The sequence below is a fragment of the Cupriavidus sp. genome (genome assembly GCF_057315035.1).
The window spans coordinates 63689-83038 of record NZ_DBHKYV010000014.1 but is presented as its reverse complement, the minus strand read 5'-3'; the positions used below and the strand labels follow the sequence as shown (position 1 = coordinate 83038).

Annotated in this window: 16 protein-coding genes; 4 read left to right on the top strand and 12 right to left on the bottom strand. The window is 62.8% G+C overall.

Annotation, left to right across the window (positions count from 1 at the left end):
* Nucleotide 1: 1 nt before the first annotated feature.
* The 3 genes from ACO550_RS18390 (at nucleotide 2) to ACO550_RS18380 (ending at nucleotide 3966) form a co-directional block, all read left to right on the top strand.
* A complete protein-coding gene (locus ACO550_RS18390; RefSeq protein ID WP_315594495.1) occupies nucleotides 2-997 on the top strand; it encodes a tripartite tricarboxylate transporter substrate-binding protein in 996 nt (331 codons plus the stop codon).
* Nucleotides 998-1009: 12 nt separating this feature from the next.
* Complete coding sequence (locus ACO550_RS18385) at nucleotides 1010-2755, top strand: M28 family metallopeptidase (protein WP_315594496.1); 1746 nt, start codon at nucleotides 1010-1012, stop codon at nucleotides 2753-2755.
* A gap of 173 nt (nucleotides 2756-2928) precedes the next feature.
* On the top strand, nucleotides 2929-3966 hold the full coding sequence (locus ACO550_RS18380; protein ID WP_485994923.1) for a porin: 1038 nt from the start codon (nucleotides 2929-2931) through the stop codon (nucleotides 3964-3966).
* Between the two features lie 71 nt (nucleotides 3967-4037).
* On the opposite strand, the gene ACO550_RS18375 is transcribed toward ACO550_RS18380, so the two are convergent.
* The 6 genes from ACO550_RS18375 to ACO550_RS18350 all read right to left on the bottom strand — a co-directional run bounded on the left by ACO550_RS18375 (nucleotide 4038) and on the right by ACO550_RS18350 (nucleotide 11346).
* Nucleotides 4038-5288, bottom strand: coding sequence for a CoA transferase (locus ACO550_RS18375; RefSeq protein WP_315594497.1), 1251 nt, complete (start codon nucleotides 5286-5288; stop codon nucleotides 4038-4040).
* Nucleotides 5289-5292: 4 nt separating this feature from the next.
* Nucleotides 5293-6489: an acetyl-CoA C-acetyltransferase gene (locus tag ACO550_RS18370; protein ID WP_315594498.1), complete on the bottom strand. Its 1197-nt coding sequence runs from the start codon at nucleotides 6487-6489 to the stop codon at nucleotides 5293-5295.
* A complete protein-coding gene (locus ACO550_RS18365) occupies nucleotides 6486-7316 on the bottom strand; it encodes an enoyl-CoA hydratase/isomerase family protein (RefSeq protein ID WP_315594499.1) in 831 nt (276 codons plus the stop codon). Before ACO550_RS18365 ends, ACO550_RS18370 begins: the two co-directional genes overlap by 4 nt.
* A gap of 38 nt (nucleotides 7317-7354) precedes the next feature.
* Nucleotides 7355-8104 (bottom strand): 3-oxoacyl-ACP reductase FabG, encoded by a 750-nt coding sequence (locus ACO550_RS18360; RefSeq protein WP_315594500.1) that lies wholly within the window; start codon nucleotides 8102-8104, stop codon nucleotides 7355-7357.
* Between the two features lie 101 nt (nucleotides 8105-8205).
* Nucleotides 8206-10311, bottom strand: a complete 2106-nt coding sequence (locus tag ACO550_RS18355) for an acetate--CoA ligase family protein (protein ID WP_315594501.1) — start codon at nucleotides 10309-10311, stop codon at nucleotides 8206-8208.
* A 48-nt stretch (nucleotides 10312-10359) separates the two neighbouring features.
* Nucleotides 10360-11346 carry a tripartite tricarboxylate transporter substrate-binding protein gene (locus ACO550_RS18350; protein WP_315594502.1) on the bottom strand — a complete coding sequence of 329 codons (987 nt, stop codon included), beginning with the start codon at nucleotides 11344-11346 and terminating at the stop codon, nucleotides 10360-10362.
* 138 nt (nucleotides 11347-11484) lie between these two features.
* Between ACO550_RS18350 and ACO550_RS18345 the strand changes: the two genes are divergently transcribed.
* Nucleotides 11485-12384: a LysR substrate-binding domain-containing protein gene (locus tag ACO550_RS18345; protein ID WP_315594503.1), complete on the top strand. Its 900-nt coding sequence runs from the start codon at nucleotides 11485-11487 to the stop codon at nucleotides 12382-12384.
* 61 nt (nucleotides 12385-12445) lie between these two features.
* On the opposite strand, the gene ACO550_RS18340 is transcribed toward ACO550_RS18345, so the two are convergent.
* From ACO550_RS18340 to ACO550_RS18315, 6 genes are all read right to left on the bottom strand, one after another.
* A complete protein-coding gene (locus ACO550_RS18340) occupies nucleotides 12446-13198 on the bottom strand; it encodes an IclR family transcriptional regulator domain-containing protein (RefSeq protein ID WP_315594504.1) in 753 nt (250 codons plus the stop codon).
* Between the two features lie 83 nt (nucleotides 13199-13281).
* On the bottom strand, nucleotides 13282-14262 hold the full coding sequence (locus tag ACO550_RS18335; protein WP_315594505.1) for a DUF1177 family protein: 981 nt from the start codon (nucleotides 14260-14262) through the stop codon (nucleotides 13282-13284).
* Nucleotides 14263-14288: 26 nt separating this feature from the next.
* Entirely contained in the window at nucleotides 14289-15446 is a 1158-nt protein-coding gene (locus ACO550_RS18330; protein WP_315594572.1) for a porin, read from the bottom strand.
* Between the two features lie 103 nt (nucleotides 15447-15549).
* Nucleotides 15550-16305, bottom strand: a complete 756-nt coding sequence (pepE, locus tag ACO550_RS18325; RefSeq protein ID WP_315594506.1) for a dipeptidase PepE — start codon at nucleotides 16303-16305, stop codon at nucleotides 15550-15552.
* Nucleotides 16306-16337: 32 nt separating this feature from the next.
* A complete protein-coding gene (locus ACO550_RS18320; protein WP_315594507.1) occupies nucleotides 16338-17522 on the bottom strand; it encodes an aminotransferase class V-fold PLP-dependent enzyme in 1185 nt (394 codons plus the stop codon).
* Between the two features lie 117 nt (nucleotides 17523-17639).
* The gene (locus ACO550_RS18315; protein ID WP_485994922.1) at nucleotides 17640-19238 is read right to left on the bottom strand and encodes an OPT/YSL family transporter; all 1599 of its coding nucleotides are present in this window, start codon (nucleotides 19236-19238) and stop codon (nucleotides 17640-17642) included.
* Between the last annotated feature and the right edge of the window lie 112 nt (nucleotides 19239-19350).

The window sequence follows — 19350 nt, the reverse complement described above, 5'->3', positions numbered from 1 at the left end:
CTTGAAAGCAACTCGCCGCACCATTCTCAAAGCTGCCCTCGCAGCTAGCAGCCTGCCTGCCTTGCAAGCGGTTTCAGGCATTGCTCGCGCAGCGCAGTATCCGGATCGCCCTATTCGGCTCGTGGCCCCGTTCTCTGCGGGTGGAGTCACGGACCTGGTCACCCGCATCGTCGCCCAACAACTGAACGGCATACTCAAGACTTCGGTCGTGGTGGACAACCGCCCCGGCGCCGGTGGCAACATCGGCTCAACCTTTGTCGCCAAATCCGACGCCGATGGCTACACATTGCTAGCTGGCTCGCTGTCAACGTATGCGCTGAACGCTGGAATGACGGACCGCCTGGGCCACAACCCACTCACGGACCTCGTGCCCGTTGCCCTGACGGCGATGATTCCCATCGTTCTTGTCGTGCCACCGTCGCTGGGCGTAAAGGACCTCAAAGGCTTGATTGCGCTGCTCAAGGCCAATCCGAACAAGTACAACTATGGCTCCGCAGGCAACGGCACATCTGCCCACATTGCTCTGCACATGTTCCTGCAGCGCACGGGCACGCAAGCAACGCACGTCCCGTACAAGGGTACGTCTCAAGCACTCATCGACCTGCTCGCGGGTACGGTCTCGATGGCAGTTGCCTCGCCAAGTGTCGTGCAGGGCTATGTTCGCGAAGGGAAGCTGATTGCCATTGCAGCCGTGGCACCTTCACGATTGAAAGCCATGCCCGAGGTACCGACCATGGCGGAAGCCGGACTGCCGAACTTCGACGTCTACTCGTGGAACTGCATCTTCGCCCCCGCAAAGACTCCGCCGGCGATCCTGGACCAACTGCATGACGCGGTAGAGAAGGCCGTTTCTACACCCGCAGTTCGCGCCACCCTTGAGAAGGAAGGCACCATCCCGATGATTGGCTACTCTCGCGCCGCGACCGACAAGTATGTTCGCGACGAATACGCGCGCTGGGTTCCGTATGTCAAGAAGCTTGGTGTTTCTAACGGCTAAGAGGTGTTGAAAATGGAAGCAACGTTTGCAAATCTCTCCGTACCGGAAGAGCGCCAACTGATGAGTTCAGTAAGCACCGCAATTGGATGGAGTCTGGTCGAGGAGTTTTCCCGAACCCGCCGCGAGCATCCGGATGAAGTTCGCAAAGGGGCGGAGATTCTCCTCGCCAAGCTACGCGAAGCGGGCCTGGACCCGCATGTGCATGACCCTGAAATTCATCTCGTTCTGCCGGTGAACGTCTCGCTGACAGTTGGCGGGAAGTCCTTCCGGTCCAAGGCGATGGCCGGCTCGCCAACGACCCCTGCATTTGAGGCCAGGCTGATTCATCTGCCAGCCAGGCATGCGGTCCAGCGCGTACACACCAATGACCCTGCAGTCCTGTTCGGCAAGCACTATACGACCGAGTCGCTGCGCGAGAAGGTCAGAGGCAAGGTCGTACTGACTAACGGATTGTCGAATCCAGGCCGCAGTGAACTACTGGAGAATCTTGGCGCGCTTGCCGTTATCGCCATCAATCCTGGCGAGCATGTCCACTGGGGCGCCAGTTCCACCGTATGGGGCTCGCCAACGCTAGACGACCTGGACCGTTTGCCAAAGATTCCGTCCCTTTCAGTCGCCAACCCTGACGGCCCGGCCTTGATTGCCGCTGCCGAAGCCGGGGACAGCGTACGTATCGAAGTGGAATCCCTCAGCGGCTGGTTCCGGCAACCGATTCCGGAAGTCAGAATCCGGGGCCGAGAATCCGATGGGCGTTTTGTGCTGATGCACGGCCACTACGACTCCTGGGACGTCGGTGTTGGCGACAACGCAACCGGCAATGCGGTCCTGCTGGAGGCGGCCAGGGCACTGAAGGCATGCCCGCCAAAGCATGACGTTCGCATCCTCTGGTGGCCCGGCCACTCGGCAGGTCGATATGCGGGCAGCACCTGGTATGCCGACGCCTTCGCGCACGAACTCCATCATGATTGCATCGTGCATTTGAATTGCGATTCCCCGGGCTCGAAGGATGCGACGTACTATGGGAGCATCCGAGGCATGGCAGAGGCACAGGATGTAGTTGCAACAGTCGTGAGAGACCTTTTCGACCAGGAGTGCGAGCTGGAGCGTCCCTCGCGAGGCGGCGACTACTCGTTCAACAACCTCGGGGTAAGTGGCGCGCTGCTGGCCAGCTCGATGGTGCCGCCCGAGGAGCGCCAGCGGCGCGGTTGGTACTCAGTGGGTGGCAACGGTGGAAGTCCGACCTGGCACACCGAAGCAGACACCCTCGAAGTTGCGGATCGGATCATTCTGGAGAACGATACCCGCCTTTACACGCTGCTCGCCGCACGGATCGCAAACGCAGACGGAACCGTACTCGACTATCGGCGCCCATTCGCCGACATCATCGGCAGATTCGAGGAATGCAAGTCTGCAGCCAAGTCCTCGGTGGACTTCGGTATTCACACGCAGCTCTTCCACGAGGTACGCGCAGGAATCGAAGCGATGTATGCCAGCCTCCAAGGCTCGGCGGCAGCGGCGTCGGCATTCCGCAGCCTGGGGCGGGAAATTGTCCGGCTGGGCAATGGTGTCGGCGACGTCTACAACCACGACCCGGCAGTAGCTTTCCCGATTCTTCCCATCATCAAGGCTGCGTTCGCCAATCCGTCGGAAGATCCAGCCGCACGAGTCACGCTGCAACGCGGTGCCAACACGCTAAGACTCCGGCTTGAAGGACTGCGGTCCATCGTGTCGGCGGCCCTGACGCCAAGCGTAGCTTAATCCAGCAGGGCCTCGCGCCCTGCCACTCCTTTCCAATCAAAGCCAGATTCCCGCGCAGACGGGAAAGGGACTCGTTTTGTCCAAAACCGCCAAAACGAAGGTCTCCAGTCCAAAAAGCTGGCGGCAATGACTGCCAGCTACTCACCCCGAAGTACCCTTAAGGAGAAATCACCTTGTTGCTCAGAAATGGGAGCCGTTTCATCGTCTCCACGGCATTGGCCGGGATGTCATTTGCCGCGGTGGGCGCCGACAGCGTCCTTATCTATGGAAAGATCGACACTGACGTTGAGTACCAGCGCGCCGGTGGAAAGTCTGTCGCGCAGATGGTCGACAACGCATCGCGTTGGGGGATGCGTGGAACGGAAACGCTCAACAGCGAGCTTTCGGCAGCGTTCGGGATTGAATATGGATTCAACGCCGACAGCGGATTGGGGACGAGCCCTGACCTGCGGAACTCGTATGTCGGCATGATTAGCAAGACGTTTGGCGCATTGGCGCTGGGTCGCCTTGACTCGGGTGCCATTAGCGGCTCGCCAATCTATACCCAAAACAGCGGGATCGTCGACTACGTCATTCACGACGCCGGTACCACCGCAATTGGCACGAAAGTCCTGAACGGTCGCAACCGCGTATCGAATGCTGTTGGTTACCGATCCCCTGAATTCGGCGGGCTCTCGATGAAGGCCCGAATGAACCTGGCGGGGCCCGACCCTGCGGTGTCGAGCACGACCTCGCCAATCCAGTCGGAAGACGATATCCGCGCTTATGACGTTGCGCTTGACTATGCCTCCAAGAACATCACGCTCGGCGTAGGGTACTCGCGCGACAGCCGTACCGGCGGCCTTGCTTCAAATAACTTCCGTGACAAGGTTCAGACCGGCGCCGCCTATACGTACAACGACCAGTACAGCGTCTACGGCATTGTTGGCCGTGATCGCTATGCGCCTGGCACAACCACCCGTGGGAACGTGCTCTACTGGCTCGCAGGAGCAAGTACGCAACAGGGGCCGCACAAGATCATGATCAACTACATGGAGCGACAGGTTCAGAGCGACCGCCAGGGTACGCTAAAGAAAATCCAGGCCGGCTATCGTTATAGCCTGAGCAAGCGCACGGCCCCGTACATCTTCTTTGACCGTGAAGACCCCAACTCGAATCTGCACGGTAACATCATCACGACGGTAGGTGCCGGCATCGTTCACAGCTTCTAAGTACTCCGGGGCCGCGATGAAGCGACTGTTTGTCGACGCGGCCCTTCCCCTGCGCATTCTGCATGCAGCAGTTACCCCATCGAGGTCGGGTCGCTTTCCGGACCAGCCACGACGCCTGCATCATGCAGGCGACCAATGGCGGCACTCTCCAGTCCCAGCACACCGCTCAATATCTCGTCGGTATGCGTGCCGAGCAGTGCCGCGGCCGGGGTGGCCTCACGATCCATCCCGAAGACGCGTACCGCTGCCCCGGCGGCCAGGTGCTCGCCGACGCCCGGGGTGGCGATTCGTTCGAACACCGGGTTGGCCAGGCTCACGCGCGGGTCTTTTGACAACAGTTCGCTGACGGTGCCATAGCGGCCCCAGCAGACTTTGTGCTGGCCGAGCGCGGCTTCTGCGTCCGCCTGCGTACGCGCGGCAAACCATGGCTCGACCAGCGCGGCGATCGCATCGCGCGCTTCAAAGCGCTGCGCCTCGTCGCGAAAATCGAGTCCAAGCCGCTGTTGCAAGACGCAGAGCGACTCTTCGATGCCGCAGCACGACACCAATGCTTTCCATTGCCCGGCCGAGATCGCCGCGACCATGATGCGGCCGCCGTCGGCCGTGCCGAAGTCGCGACCGAATGCTCCGTAAAGATGGTTGCCGATGGAGGGTCGCTCCTGCCGCAGTACCTCGGCTTCCGTCAATACGCCCAGGTGCGACAGCATCGAAAAGGCCATGTCGGACAGCGCAAGCTTGAGCTCTGACCCGGCACCCGTGCGACGCCGATGGTCGATCGCGGCCACAATGGCGAACGCTGCCTGGTAGGCACACGCGATGTCCCATGCGGGCATGACATGGTTCACCGGGCGCTGCGCCGAGCCTCCTCCTGTTATGGCAGGGAACCCTGTCGCGCAATTGACCGTGTAGTCAACTGCGGTGCTCCCATCCCCATTGCCCTGGATGGTGCAACTGATCATGTCAGCGCGCCGCGCGGCCAGCACATCGTGTGTCAACCACGGTGTGCCGATATTGGTGAGCAGTACGCCGGAATCGGAGCCCGGTGCTGTAGCCAGCGACTGGATCAACTCCTGGCCTTCAGGCTTGCGCAGGTCAATGGCGATCGAGCGTTTGCCCTTGTTGAGGGCAGTCCAGTACAAGCTGCGCCCCCTTCCTTCAGCATGAGGCATCCGCGGCATACGCGCATAGTCGATGCCGCCACCGATCATGTCCACGCGGATCACGTCCGCGCCGAACTGCGCCAGCGTCAAACCCGCGAGTGGTGCCGCGATAAAGGCGGAGCTTTCGATGACGCGGAGCCGGTTCAAGTGAGGGTAAGTCATGTTGTCAGGCTCGTTCAAACACTGCCGCGATGCCCTGTCCGCCGCCGATGCACATCGTCTCCAGGCCATAGCGCTGCTGACGCCGGGTCAACTCGTGCAGCAGTGAGGTCATGATGCGCACGCCGGTTGCCCCAACCGGGTGTCCCAGCGAGATGCCGGAGCCATTCACATTGAAGCGATCCGGGTCGTTCCAGCCCCAGCCCTTGGCACAGGCCAAAGCCTGGCATGCAAATGCTTCGTTGAGCTCGACCAGACCCATATCGTCGAAAGACAAGCCATTCTTGCCGAACAGTTTTTTGACAGCGGGTACCGGGCCAATGCCCATGTGCGAAGGCTCGCAGCCAGCCGCGGCCCAGCTATGCAGGTAGCCGATGGGGGTAAGTCCCAGTTCTTCCAGCTTGTCCTCGGCCACGATCAGGCAGGCTGCGGCGGCATCGTTCTGCTGACATGCATTTCCGGCGGTGACGATACCGTCCTCCATGATTGGCTTGAGCCTGGCAAGCTGTTCCAGCGAAAGATCGGCACGGATGCCTTCGTCACGATCCACGATCAGCGCATCGCCTTTCTTCTGAGGCACCATCACCGAAACCACTTCCTCGGCGAACTTTCCGCTGGACCATGCGGCTGCGGCGCGCTGGTGGCTGCGTAGCGCAAAGGCATCCGCTTCCTCGCGGCTGATGCCATAGTCGCGAGCCAGGTTCTCCGCAGTTTCGATCATGCCGCTGATGCGTCCGAAGCGTGCTTCGGGCTGCGAGCGTTCGCGACCACGCTCCAGGCGATCATGAAACTTCACCGTGCCGGCACGCTTGCCCCAGCGCATGTCGGTGGTGTAGTACTCGACATTGCTCATGCTCTCCACGCCGCCAGCCATCACCACATCGGCCGCACCAGTCTGCACCATCATGGCAGCGGTAATGATGGCCTGCAGGCCGCTGCCACAGCGGCGATCCAACTGCATGCCGGCCACCTCGACGGGAAAGCCGGCTTGCAACGCCACCCAACGTCCGGTGCAGGGCACTTCACCGTTGGCATAGGAGTGGGCAAATATCACGTCCTCGATACGGGCCGGATCGAGTCCCGTGCGCTCGACCACGGCGCGCGCCACGGTCGCGCCGAGCTCTTCCACAGCCACGCTGCGCAGGCTGCCGCCGAAGGCGCCGATAGGCGTGCGCAGTGGGGAGACGATTGCGGCTCGTTTCATGAGAGGTCCTTTTGCTTGCTATCGGTTTGCGTCCCGGCATTGCCGAAGCGCGGGGTTTCCTTGGCGAAGAATGCGCGCACGCCTTCCTGCGCTTCCGCCGAACTGAAGGCACGGTCAGACAGCGGCAGCGCCAGCCGCATGGCTTCGTCCTCGGTGGTATCGAAACTCAGGTCGATGGCCTGCTTGCACAGCCGCAACGCCAACGGTGGTCGCTGCGCCAGGGTGGCGGCCAGCGCCAGTGCTGCCGGTAACGCCTCGCCGGCTGGAGCCAGTCGATTCACCAGCCCCCAGGCCAGCGCGGTGGCGGCATCGATGGGTTCGCCCAGGAACATCAACTCCTTGGCGCGCCCCTCTCCCACGCGGCGCGTCACACGCACCGGGCCGCCGCTACCGGGAAAAACGCCCAGCTTGATTTCCGGCAGCGCGAAGCGCGCGTTCCGGGCCGCCACGATCAGGTCGCAGCACGCCGCGATTTCAAGACCACCGCCGAAGGCCAACCCGTGGACCGCTGCGACCGTGGGCTTGGGAAAATCATCCAGCCGGCCAAACACGCGGTGCTGCAGAGCAAGCTTGCCGGGTACGATCCGGCCCGGCGCCATCAGCGAACGGAACTCGGCGATGTCGGAGCCGGCACAGAATGCGCGTGCTCCTGCCCCCGTCAACATTACCGCGCGTACCGAGGCGTCGGCATCGAGCGCATCCAGCGCGCGGTCCAGCGCCTCCGTCATACCCCGGAACACCACGTTCAGCGGCGGGTTGTCCAGCGTCAGTGTGGCCACGCCCTCGCGCACGGTACAGCGCACGGGGCCTTCGGTGATCTCGGTCATCGCTTCGTCCTCTCTGTTGGCGGCGGTGCTCGCACGGTTTAGCCGAAGCGTCCGCCAGTCACGTGCAGCACCTCGCCAGTGATAAAGCTGGCGCGCTCGGACGCCAGGAAGGCCACCGCGTCACCAATGTCGGTGGGTTGGCCCACGCGCTTGATTGGTTGCATCTGCACGGCCCGTTCCCTGATGGCTTCGTAGGTGGGCAGCGCCTGTACCATCTCGGTTTCCATGAAGCCCGGCGCCACGCAGTTGACGGTGATGCCATAACGGCCTTGCTCGATGGCCAATGCCTTGGCCATGCCGATCAGGCCAGCCTTGGCCGCCGAGTAGTTCGCCTGGGTGGGATTACCGAGATAGGCGCGCGAGCTGATGTTGATGACACGGCCCCAGCCTTGCTCGATAAACCTCGGCATCACCGCCTTGCAGGTGAGGAAGGCGCCCTTGAGCATCACCTCCATGACGAGGTCCCAGTCTTCCTCGCTCATCTTGACCAGGTACCTGTCGCGCGGGAAACCGGCGTTGTTGACGAGGATGTGTACGCCGCCAAAGTGCGCCACGGTCTCGTCCACCAGACGCTGGACCTCGGCGGCCTTGGTAATGTCAGCGATGATGCAATGCGCCTCCAGGCCATCGGTACGAAGCTGGGCAGCGGTTTCCTCGGCTTGCTCGCGCAGGATGTCGGTGATCACCACCTTGACGCCCTCCTCGGCCAGTCGACGCGCCGTGGCAGCGCCCAGGCCACGGGCCGAGCCGGTGACGATGGCCACGCGGTCCTTTATCTGCAGATCCATGTTGTTGTTTCCTGAGTGGTAAGGCTGAGCCGACGTCTGTTCCCGGCCTCAGCAAATACTGGAGCGCACCATCCGCGCGTGCGGCGTTGCTTGCTCGCGGATCATTCGCAATGCCCGGCAACCTCGATGACCGCATCGGCAGCAAACGCGCCGTGTCCCTCGGGCATCGCGAACACCGGGTTCAGGTCGATTGACTGCAGTCGCGGACCCGCCTGATGGGCGAATACCGACAAACGCGAGAGCATGGCTGCCAATGCGCCAATGTCAGCTGGGGGCTTGCCGCGTGCACCGAGCAAAAGCGGCGCACCCTTGATGGAACGGATCATCTGTTCGGCCACGTCCTCGCCGAAAGGGCAGCGCCGTAGCACGACGTCCCCCATCACTTCCACGAAGATGCCGCCCAGGCCGAACATGGCCATCGGACCGAACACCGGATCGCGCTGGATGCCGAGGATGCATTCCACGCCGCCAGACAGTTGCCGGGCCACCAGCACACCTTCGAGCCGCGCCGCGGGTGCGGCTTGCCTGGCCCGCGACATCAACAGATCGAAGCCTTCCCGCACGCCCTGTTCATTGCCTACATCTAGCAGCACGCCGCCGATCTCGGACTTGTGCAAAATGTCTGGCGACAGGATCTTCATTACCACCGGGAAGCCGAGCGACTCCGCGGCTTCGACTGCAACGTCGGCCGTCGCGCAACTGTGCTCGGGCGCCACCGCAATGCCGGCCTGCGCCAGCACTTGCTTGGCTTCGGCCTCGCTTGGCGTTGAGTCAGGCAAGGTTACCGTTCGCACTTCGGGGGCGGGTTGCCCCGGCGCGCGGGCAAAGGCGTCTCCGAACCGCCCCATGGCCTCGATGGCTACCACCGCGCGGGTCGGGTCGGCGAACACCGTAAAGCCGTCGGCTTCATACTCGCGAACGCGCTCGGGCGCGGCCAGTACGGACAGCACATAGAGCCGGTCCGGATGCTTGTCGCGTACGGCTTTGAGCTGTTCTCGCAGCCGGGGCGCGATGGAGGCCGCACCGCCGGTATAGGTGAAGAACCCCAATACCGACTGATATCCGCCCTCTTCCACCACCGCCTCCGTAAAGCGGCCGGCGATAGTCATGTCGTTGAGGAATTGCGCGGTGCAGTCAACGGGATTGCGCGGCGCGGCGAACGGCAGCATTTCCTTCAGCCGGCGCTGCGTGGCCTCGGGCATCTCCGGCATCGGCAGTCCGGCAACCTCGGCAGCATCGGAGATGATGACACCCGCGCCGCCGCTGACGGTGATCACGCCCAGCGTATTGCCAACCGGGAAAACGCCCCGCGTTGCCAATCGTGCAACGTCCAGCATATGCTCGGTGGAGCGTGCCCGCACCACGCCGTACTCGGCCAGTACGGCATCGGTGACCGCATCGTCGCCAGCCAGCGATGCCGTGTGCGACTGCGCCGCCGCGCTACCCACCGCGCTGGTGCCCACCTTCATCATCACCACCGGCTTGCGAGCCCTGCGCGCAGCCTCCAGCGCACGCAGCAGGCGCTCACCGTCGCGAATGCCTTCGGAGTAGACCGCAATCACATCGGTGGAGTCGTCGTCCACCATGGCCTGGACAATGTCCCCCAGGCTGATGTCAGACTCATTGCCACTCATCACGCACGCCGATACGCCAATGCCTGCATCGCGCGCCAGACCTAGTATGTGGCTGCCATAGGCACCCGACTGGCTGGCGATACCCACACGCCCCGCCACCGGAAAGCCCGTTTCCACCACCGACGTGAAACTGCCATAAAAACCCAATCCCGGGTTGATCACGCCAAGCGAGTTCGGTCCAAGTAGCCGCAGGCCGTGTTGGCGCGCGGCGCTTACCATGCCCCGCTGCATCGCCGCACCCTCTTCGCCCGCCTCGGCGAAGCCAGCCGAAAAAATGATCGCCGCAGCCGTACCACGCCTGGCCAGTTGGCTCACCACTTCCGTGGCAAGCGGAGCCGCCACTGCGATGATCGCCACATCAGGCGCCTCGGGCAGATCCGCCACGCTGGCGTAAGCCGGCAGGCCCTGGATAGTCTCGCGCCTGGGATTCACCGGCATCAGCCGGCCTTGGTATGACTGGCCAAGCATGTAGTCGATAGGTCGACCGCCGATGCGCAATGGATCGTCGGATGCGCCGATCACGGCGACGGAGCGCGGGCGTAGCAGGCGCACGAGTGGATTGAAGTCGGACATGACGAAGTCAGTTTGCGTATGACAGCGAAAGAAACGGGGGATTGGCGCTTATTCGACCTTGGCGCCGGAGGTCCTTACCACCTTGCCCCAGCGGTCAATCTCGGCGTTGACAAGCGCACCGAACTGCTCCGGCGTGCCGCCGGCAGGCTCGAAGCCCTGTGCCCGCAATCGGTCGCGCAGGTCCTGACTGTCCAGCGCCCTGCGCACCTCGGCGTTAAGCTTGTCGATGATGGGCCTGGGCGTTCCTGCCGGTGCCATCAGGCCATTCCACGCCAGCACATTGAAACCCGGCACGCCGGACTCGGCCACGGTGGGCACATCCGGCAGCAAAGCCGAGCGCTTGACGTCGGTAATGGCAATGGCGCGCAGTTTGCCGCCGTTGACCTGCGGCAGCGCGGAGAACATCAGGTCCATCACCAGTTGGGCATTGCCGGCCATCACATCCGCCATCGCCGGTGCACTGCCGCTATACGGTACGTGAGTCATCTTCACGCCCGCCATGGAGCTCATCAACTCGGTGGCAAGATGGGTGGAAGAGCCGTTGCCTGCGGAGCCGTAGTTGATCGCGCCGGGCTTGGCGCGTGCCGCCGCCAGGACGTCTTTCACCGACTGGTATGGCGACGACGGCGTCACCATTACCAGCAGCGGACCGCTGGTCAGCTCGATGACCGGTGCCAGATCGGTCTTGATGCTATAGCGCAGGTTCTTGTAGATGGACGGATGGATGGTGTGGCCGGTGGTGACCAGCAATAGCGTGTAGCCGTCCGGCGTCGAGCGACCCACCTGCTCTGCGCCAAGGTTGCCAGAGGCACCCGGCTTGTTCTCCACCACGAATGGCTGGCCCATGCGTTCGCCAAGTTTCTGCGCCAGCAGGCGCACCACGATGTCGTTGGTGCCGCCCGGTGGGTATGGCACAACGATTTTCACGGGCTTGGCAGGATAGGTGTCGGCCAGCGCCAGGCTGGGCAGGGCCGCATTGAGTGCGGCCGTTACCGCGATAACGGCGGCGGCCAGCCACGATTTCGGGCTTTTCATGCATGTCTCCGGTTTATGGCGCCGCGCATTGCCTGCGCGGCGTCGGCTTCTTGATGCCTGTACCGGTTTTGATGCTAATTACTGCCCTATACTAAATCCAATACTTTAGATGGATTCACATATACACAGGATGTATGGATGGACTTGCGCCAGCTCAAACAATTTCTTGCGGTCGCCGAGACCAGCAGCTTTAGCCGCGCCGCGGAGCGCTTGCACATGGCGCAGCCCCCGCTGTCAGTGGCAATCCGCAAACTCGAGGAAGAACTACAGGTGCCGCTGTTCGAGCGCACCGCGCGTGGCGTCCGACTGACCGCGCCCGGCGAAGCCGCGTTGCAGGTAGCCCGTCGCTGCCTGCTGAACGCCGAGGCGGTGGCCACAGCGGCCCAGGCTACGGCGAACGGCAAGGCCGGGCGACTGCGTATCGGGTTTATCGGTTCCGTGACATTCGGCGTGCTCCCGCGCCTGATCAAGGCGTTCACGCGAGAACACCCGCAGGTACGTCTGGAACTGCGCGAAGGTACCAACCTCGAGGTTCTGACCCTGGTGGAGACCCAAGAGCTTGACGCGGGCTTCGTACGGGTGCCAACCACGCGGCCAGCGAACGTGCAGTTCCAGCCGGTTCAGACTGATGTCTTCTGTGCCGCGCTGCCCAGCGGCCATCCGCTTGCGAAGCGTAGAGCGGTCACCCTGCCGGAGCTGGCCGCTCATCCGCTAGTCGGCTACGCTCCCTCGCGCGTCGGGGGCCTGCAGGCAGCGTCGATGCATCTGTTCGCCCGTGCAGGTGCCAGCCCGCACGTGGCACAGGAGGCCGTGCAGGTGCAGACAGTGCTGGGCCTGGTGGACAGCGGACTCGGTGTCGCGCTGGTGCCGTCGGTCAACGCCCGTTACGCGAGCAAGGGGGTAGTATTCCGACCGATTTCAGACTTGCCGCCGGACGCCACCATCGGCATCGCACTGGCATATCCGGCGAGCGAGGAAAGCGCAGTCTGCGTCAGATTCAGGCAAAGCGTCGCCGAGATAAGCGCACAACAGCCGTAGCCATGGACCGTACAACCTGCATTGCCGCCAGCAGGGACACTTGCCTCCAGCACCGGGAACATCACCCGGCGAATCCCACTACGTCACGGAGCAAGCGGACTGCATTGGACAAGGGCTCAAGCAGCTGTGGGACGGCGGCGGGCGTCAGTCTCGTATCGAGACCCGCGATACAGATTGAACCGATTACCGCAGTGCTGCCACGGCTTCGCAATGGCAGCGCCAGGCCGGCAACATTGGCGGACGATTCGCCATGCGTATAGGCATAGCCCTTCTCGCGGACCTCGTCGAGACGGGCCTTGAAAGCGTCCGCATCCGGCATGTTCGCCGCATCTTCGGCCTGGCCGCGCGCATAGGCATGCGCGCAAACCTCCTCACTCTGGAAGGCCAGGATCGCTTTTGCATGAGCCCCCGCATAGAGCGGAAACCGTTGACCGAGCTCGATGGAAAATCGTAGCTGATGCAGACTTTGTTCGATCCCGACACATAGTCCCTCTTCACCATCGAGCCACGACAGGAACACCGTCTCACCGCTCTGCTCCGCAAGCGTGCGCAGAATGGGCTGGACCACTTCCGCTGGCGAAAACGTCTTGCGCACGACTTGACCCAGTTCGAACAGGCGCAGTCCGAGCGAATATTTCCCGCTTTCCGTGTCTTGCACCAGGAAGCCGTTCTCCGCGAACGTCGCCAGTACGCGGTGCACCACCGCTGGATGCACGCCACTGTGCTTGGCCAATCCACGGACGCCCCATGCAGGCTGCTGCACGGTGAAGCAGCTCAGCAGAGCCAAGGCGCTATCTAGCGTTTTAAGGGTCATGACTTGTAGTTCCGGAAAATGGCGAATCGCGAGTCGACTTCTCGCGAGAATGGCGACATTCTAGTCGACTCGGCAGGCTATCCTTAGCGGGATGCCTTGGCCGTTCCGCTGGTCTGGAACACGCGCAGATCCGGATACATGCCCTGGATGCGCTGCCATTCGGTGGCATCGAAGAACTCGCACGGGCCATACACGTCAGTGGTCGTGAAGCGTTTGGCAACTTCGATGCAGAAGCGGGCCGCCTCGGCCAGGTCGATCTCGTGGCTGGCACTGGAATCGCTGCCTCCCACCACCGACTGGGCGGTGATGGCCACGCCCACCACTGGCGCCGACGTGGCGATATGCGGCTGCATGATGCTGTTGAAGTGATAGAGGCCGTTATCGTAGGGTGTGATGTCCTGGATCGAGATCGGCAGCGTCACCGCCGGGCGGCCCGTGGTGGACTGCATCACGCTGACCAGATCTGGCGCCACGCGCAGCACGTACCCCTGCATGGCCGTGGGCGTAATGGCGAAGCCGCGCTGCTTGATAATGCTGTTGCCCTTCGAGGCATCGATCGACAGGATCGCGTCCATCTCGGGCGTGACCTCATACTCGTTCATGGTCTCGGATGACACCGGCATGCCCATGAAGGCGATGCCGTCATTCTTCGACATCGACACGTCGGTAGAGATATGCGTGGTTACCACTACGTCGCCACCCAGATCGTCACCATTGGCCTTCATTTCAGCCAGCTTCAGCGCTACGGCGATGGCCGCTACGGGCCCGTCGGCATCAGACACCATGCCGATGCGATGCGGCCGGGCACCGGCTGCGCCATTGCGTCCGATCACGCCCAGCGTGCGCGCCTGACCGCCGGCGTGGCGACCATGGCTGCCCGGGATCAGGATCTTCACGAAATCGCTGGTCTTCGACGTGTCTTCAGGCAACTCGTGGCTGACCGTGGTAACCGTCACGGTCACACCTTGTTCACGGTATGGGGCGAAGAGCGCTTCGACAGCCGCGCCATTGGCGCGGGCGCTGTCAATCAATTCGTAGGCGGTAATGGTCTGTTTCAAGGACATAGTGGTGACTCCGGAAGATCAGGACATCAGAATTTGTGGCGCAGGCCGACCATGACCGTGGTCTGGTTGCTCTGGCCATTGAGCTTGCGGCCAGTGCCGCCCGCCCAGTTGGTTGTATCGCTGGCAAACACGCCGTTCCAGTCGCCACCGACCCAGTCGTAGGCAGCCGCCAGATAGGCATCGGTGCGCTTGCTGAAGTTGTAGTCGAGCACCGCATAGGCGGTCTTGCGCGACCCATTGAAGCCGTCGGCCTGCGTGCGGTCGTACATGAAACTGCCAATCACCGACAGCGCTGGCGTCAGTTCATAGGTTGCGGCCAGCGTGAAGAAATCGTCCTGGCGGCGTGTGGCGAACTGGGAGTTGAATGCCGCGCGATTTCCCGGCGTGGCGGCCGTGGTCATGCTCGTGATCGTGGCAGTGTCGGTCCCACCCTTCGACGAATCGAAGTTGCTGTCGCGCTGGCTATGGATGTAGTTGCCGAAGAGCGTGGTCTTGCCAATCTTCCATTTCACACCGCCCAGATAGATGCGCGCGGCGCGCGACTGGGCATCGCGAGTCTGCTGGAAGTCGCCCACAGCCGTGACCGGACCCGACTGGTACTGCACGCCGAACGAGGTGGACGAGGTTGCGGACGTATTGCCAGCGGTCTCGCCAAACGCGTATTCGGCGATCACCCACACCGGACCCATGGCCTTCGAGTACGTGATGGCGTTGTCGTAGCGCTGGCCCGTCAGGAAAACCATCCAGGCATTCGACGGCGCCGCGCCCACCCCGAGCGGATCCACAAAGTACAGCATGGTGTTGGCCGTGGTGTACTGCCGCCCCAGGGCGATCTCGCCCAGCGAGTTGCTGGTCAGCCGAACAAACGCCTGCCGCCCGAACAACTGGCCCTGCTGGTCGAGCTTGCCCGTGTCGGCAAGGAAGCCGTTCTCAAGCGTGAAGCCCGCCGACATCCCATTACCCAGGTCTTCGTTGCCCTTGATGGTAAAGCGGCTCCCCGACAGGAATCCTTCGCCGCCTTGCTGCAATCCCATCACGCTGTTGCCATTGGTACTGGCATGGCTCTGGTACGTAACCGCGGAGTCCACCACGCCGAGCAGCGTGACACCACTGGACTGCGCGTAAGCGCTGCCGCACAGCATCGGCAGCCCTAACAAACCCGCGCCTGCAACGACCCGTTTCATCTTCTTCATGTTGTGTTGTCTCCGAATGCAACGCTGCGCCGCCGTCTCCCCTGGGGGCGCGCGTCACGAATCCTTTGGTGGGCAGTGGTGAAATGTGCGCCGGTCAGATGGCGAAGGCAGGCCACTGGTCCATATTGGCCGGGCCGCTCACGCGAGAAAGCGGGAAGGCATCGCCTTCAGCAATGTTCAATGCCTCGGTCGAACCCGGGAAGTGGAGCGCGCCGCGCTCGCCCAGCACCGTGCCATTCGTACCCTCGACGTACAGCGCCGAACCTTCTGGCAGCGCAAAGACATGCTCGCCCGGATTGATGTGCATGAATTCGGCCAGCCGCTCTTCGCGGCTTTCTCCGTTGTGACCTGCCGGCTTGCCGGGGATGAAATGCGGGTTGATCTGGAAAGGCACCAGCCCCAGCGCGCGCAGGCTGGGTGGCTGGACCACCGGCATGTCGTTGGTGGTGCGGATGGTCGGGCACGCCACGTTGCTGCCCGCGCTCCAGCCTACGTAAGGCGTGCCGGCCAGCACCCTGGCGCGAATCGCGTCGACGATGCCGGCTTCGTACATGCGCTTGAGCAGCGCGAACGTGTTGCCGCCTCCCACCGCGATGGCATCAGCCTGCTCCACTGCCGCGCGCGGGTTGGCGGCATGGTGGATCGACACCAGTTCATAGCCATATCGGGCAAACACAGGCTGAACGATGTTCTCGTAAGCATCAAAGCTGAACGTCACGCCAGCGAAAGGCACAAACAGCACCTTGCGCGCTTCCTTGCGCAGCAGCGTGTGGATTTGCGTTTCGGCATGCTCCAGGTAACCAAGTTGGTCCTTGCGCGAGCTGCTCATCAACAGGATGCGTTGGGTCATAATGTTTCTCGAATGGATAGGACGAAGAAGGCTCACCGCACGCAGGCTTCGACCAGATCCGCCACGCGGTCCAGTTCCTGCTCGGTGTTGAAGTAGTGAAGCGAGACGCGCGCCATGGTGCTCACGCCATAACGGGCCAGGATCGGCTCGGCCATGAAACCGCCGGCTTCGATGATGCATTGCTGCTGTTCGAGTGCCGCGACGATGCGGGCCGGGTCCACGCCGCGGATATTGAACGGAACGATGCCGATGCGGTCGCGCACGTCAGACGGTCCGTAAAGTTCGAAACCCGCAATGCGCGACAGCCGTTTCAAGGCATACGCGGTGAGGGCTCGCACGCGTGTCTCGATCGCCGTAACGCCGATTTTTTCGGCATATTCCAGCGCGGCGCCAAGCCCCAGGATGGCCGGCACGATCGGGCAGCCGGCTTCGAAGCGGCGCGCGCCCGGTACGAATCCCAGCGCGCCGGTCTCGCGGTTGTAGCTGCCGTTCCACCAGCCGGTCAGGCTGGGCTCGATGGATTCGATCAAGCTGCGGCGTACGTAAAGCATGCCCGTGCCTTCCGTGGCACGCAGCGCCTTGCGGCCAGTACTGGCCAGGAAGTCACAGTCGAGCGCGCGTACATCGGTTGCGAGCATGCCCACGCTTTGGGACGCATTCACCAGGGACATCACACCATGGCGACGTGCCACGGCACAGATCTCGACGGCTGGCTGGACTGCGCCCGTGGAGTTGGGCAGATGCGAGAACGTCAGCAGACGGGTGCGGCCGGTGATCGCAGCTTCGAACGCCTCGGGCGACAACAGGCCTTCGGCGTTGGCCGGAACCATCCTGATCACGACGCCATGCGTGACCTCAAGGCGGCGCCATGGCAGGAGGTTGCTCAGCATCTCCGTGTCGGCCACCAGGATCTCATCGCCGGCCTTCCAGTCAATGCCACGGGCAATCAGCGAGATGGCCTCGCTGGCATTCTTCGTGAACGCAATCTCGTCCGCGTCGGCATTGAGAAAGCGGGCCGTGGCGGCTCGTACGGCTTCCACACGTGCGTAAGTCTCCTTGCGGAATGCAGGCAGGTAGATGCCAACGTGGCCAGTGTCCAGCAGGTAGCTTCGTACGGCATCCAGCACGGCGTCGGGTGGCAGCGAGGCTGCGGCAGTGTCCAGATAGATCGTGGAGGCGGTCAGCGGCGTGTCGGACCGAATGGTGTCGATTTGCATGGGACGTAGGGATGAGTGAGGGGACGCCCCGCGCGCGTATGGCGCGGGACCTCCGCCGCAATGCGGCTTTAAGATTGAAGCGGGACGCGTTGCTTGAGCTGCGTTACTTGAGCTCCGTTACTTGAGCTTGATCATCGATCCGACGAAGCTGAACAGCGCATCGCCCGCAATGACGCCACCAGCAAAGGCTGACATCTCGGCGGAATGGCGGTCTCCGCGTAGCTTGACGACGGCAAAGCGGATTGCCAGGCCGATCAGCACCGCCCACCCGGCCAACGGCGAAGCGATCAGCATGCCGGTAGCGAGCAGAATGCCCAATTGACGCCGGGAGCCGCCCACCAGTTGCAGCAATGCGCCGGGAATCGCCCACAGCGCAAGGTTGCGCGCCACCTCGGCCGACGAGCCCGCCTGGATCGACGCGGCATACACCCGATCAACGGGGGGCAGCATGTTGGCGGCGAAGAACTTGCCGTGGAACACCACCACCACCACCGCCGCCACGGCGAAGCCGATCATGGCAGCCAGGAACTGCTGGCGGCGTCCGGCCAGTTCGAGCGCCATGTCCTTGCCTTCGCCGCGTAGCAAGTAGCCCGTCTTGAGGTCGTAGCCCATATCGGCGAAGGCCGGCCCAGTAGCGGCCGAGAAGCCCACCAGCACGGCCAGTGCGCCGGGCGGGAAGCCGATCATGATGCCGATGGTGAGCGTGATCAGCGCCACGGCGAAGGCAGGAAACCAGCCCGAATGCATGGCGGCGATACCAACGATCAGTTCGTGGATATAGGCTGCGAACGCTGCATAGACCACGAAACCGAGAAGCATCCATACCGACATTTCGGCGGCATGGCCTGACAGCAGCGAAATCAACAGCGAGATGGCAAGGTAGACCAGGAAGCCCCCGCCCAGCACGCGGCTGACGCGGCCGCCCTGCCCTGCCTCACCGGCATGCGAGGCGGCGCGGCGCGACATGTGCACCTCGCGCGCAACCTGGAACAAGGCCACCACGCCGGCGCCGATCATGAGGCCGTGCGGGATATAGGCCTTGGCGATATCGAGACCGAACAGCGGCATCGAATAGCCGCGCGTCAGCAAACCAATGCCGAACATCAGCAGTGCCGCAAGGTTGCCCAGGAACGCGGCGCCAAACGCCGACATCGGCACGCCGAACCACGAACCTGCCACGCCGCAAGCAATCCCCAGCCCCAGGAATGCCGCCTTGCGGCCACCGCGGTCGCCAGCCCAGATGGCTTCGGCCGTTGCAACGCCCGAAGGCCATGCACCGGTCGCCGGGAACACCTTGCTACCAAACAGGAAGTACAACATTGCGCCATCAACGAACATCGCCACGATCGCGCCTATCAGCATCGGGGTGGCCAGTTCAGGCATACCCATGGCGTAAGGCACGCCGATTGGAATCATCAGCGAGTTGGCGGCGCCGAATGTTGCAGACGAGATGGCGGTCTGCACGAGGTTCTGCCGTTCCAGCACCCGGAAACGCCGCGTGACTTCCAGCGGGATCCGAGCGAACACCATGGCGACCAGCGCCCCGATGATCGATGTGTTGGCCGATATGCCCAGCGAGACGATCAGTTGCATGCCGATCATTGCTCCGAACACCGACAGTCCCACAGCCACCAGCAGCAGTACCGGCTCGGACATGCGCGAGCGTGCGGCGCGCTCCACGCCAATGCCCGGAGCCTCTTGAATTGGTAGTTCCATCTTCCGATCCCTCATTGCTCAACCACCGTTATAGTCCGTCTCTTATATAGAGACAGTGTCTCTTTCATTGAACGGTTCGAATCCTAGTTGGCGCACCAGGGTGCGGCAATGC

Excerpts from the sequence above, each read along its gene's own strand:
- ACO550_RS18385 (WP_315594496.1), top strand. The coding sequence starts at position 1,010 with ATGGAAGCAACGTTTGCAAATCTCTCCGTACCGGAAGAGCGCCAACTG.
- ACO550_RS18375 (WP_315594497.1), bottom strand. The coding sequence starts at position 5,288 with ATGACTTACCCTCACTTGAACCGGCTCCGCGTCATCGAAAGCTCCGCC.
- ACO550_RS18370 (WP_315594498.1), bottom strand. The coding sequence starts at position 6,489 with ATGAAACGAGCCGCAATCGTCTCCCCACTGCGCACGCCTATCGGCGCC.
- ACO550_RS18365 (WP_315594499.1), bottom strand. The coding sequence starts at position 7,316 with ATGACCGAGATCACCGAAGGCCCCGTGCGCTGTACCGTGCGCGAGGGC.
- ACO550_RS18360 (WP_315594500.1), bottom strand. The coding sequence starts at position 8,104 with ATGGATCTGCAGATAAAGGACCGCGTGGCCATCGTCACCGGCTCGGCC.
- ACO550_RS18355 (WP_315594501.1), bottom strand. The coding sequence starts at position 10,311 with ATGTCCGACTTCAATCCACTCGTGCGCCTGCTACGCCCGCGCTCCGTC.
- ACO550_RS18350 (WP_315594502.1), bottom strand. The coding sequence starts at position 11,346 with ATGAAAAGCCCGAAATCGTGGCTGGCCGCCGCCGTTATCGCGGTAACG.
- ACO550_RS18345 (WP_315594503.1), top strand. The coding sequence starts at position 11,485 with ATGGACTTGCGCCAGCTCAAACAATTTCTTGCGGTCGCCGAGACCAGC.
- ACO550_RS18340 (WP_315594504.1), bottom strand. The coding sequence starts at position 13,198 with ATGACCCTTAAAACGCTAGATAGCGCCTTGGCTCTGCTGAGCTGCTTC.
- ACO550_RS18335 (WP_315594505.1), bottom strand. The coding sequence starts at position 14,262 with ATGTCCTTGAAACAGACCATTACCGCCTACGAATTGATTGACAGCGCC.
- ACO550_RS18330 (WP_315594572.1), bottom strand. The coding sequence starts at position 15,446 with ATGAAACGGGTCGTTGCAGGCGCGGGTTTGTTAGGGCTGCCGATGCTG.
- pepE (WP_315594506.1), bottom strand. The coding sequence starts at position 16,305 with ATGACCCAACGCATCCTGTTGATGAGCAGCTCGCGCAAGGACCAACTT.
- ACO550_RS18320 (WP_315594507.1), bottom strand. The coding sequence starts at position 17,522 with ATGCAAATCGACACCATTCGGTCCGACACGCCGCTGACCGCCTCCACG.
- ACO550_RS18315 (WP_485994922.1), bottom strand. The coding sequence starts at position 19,238 with ATGGAACTACCAATTCAAGAGGCTCCGGGCATTGGCGTGGAGCGCGCC.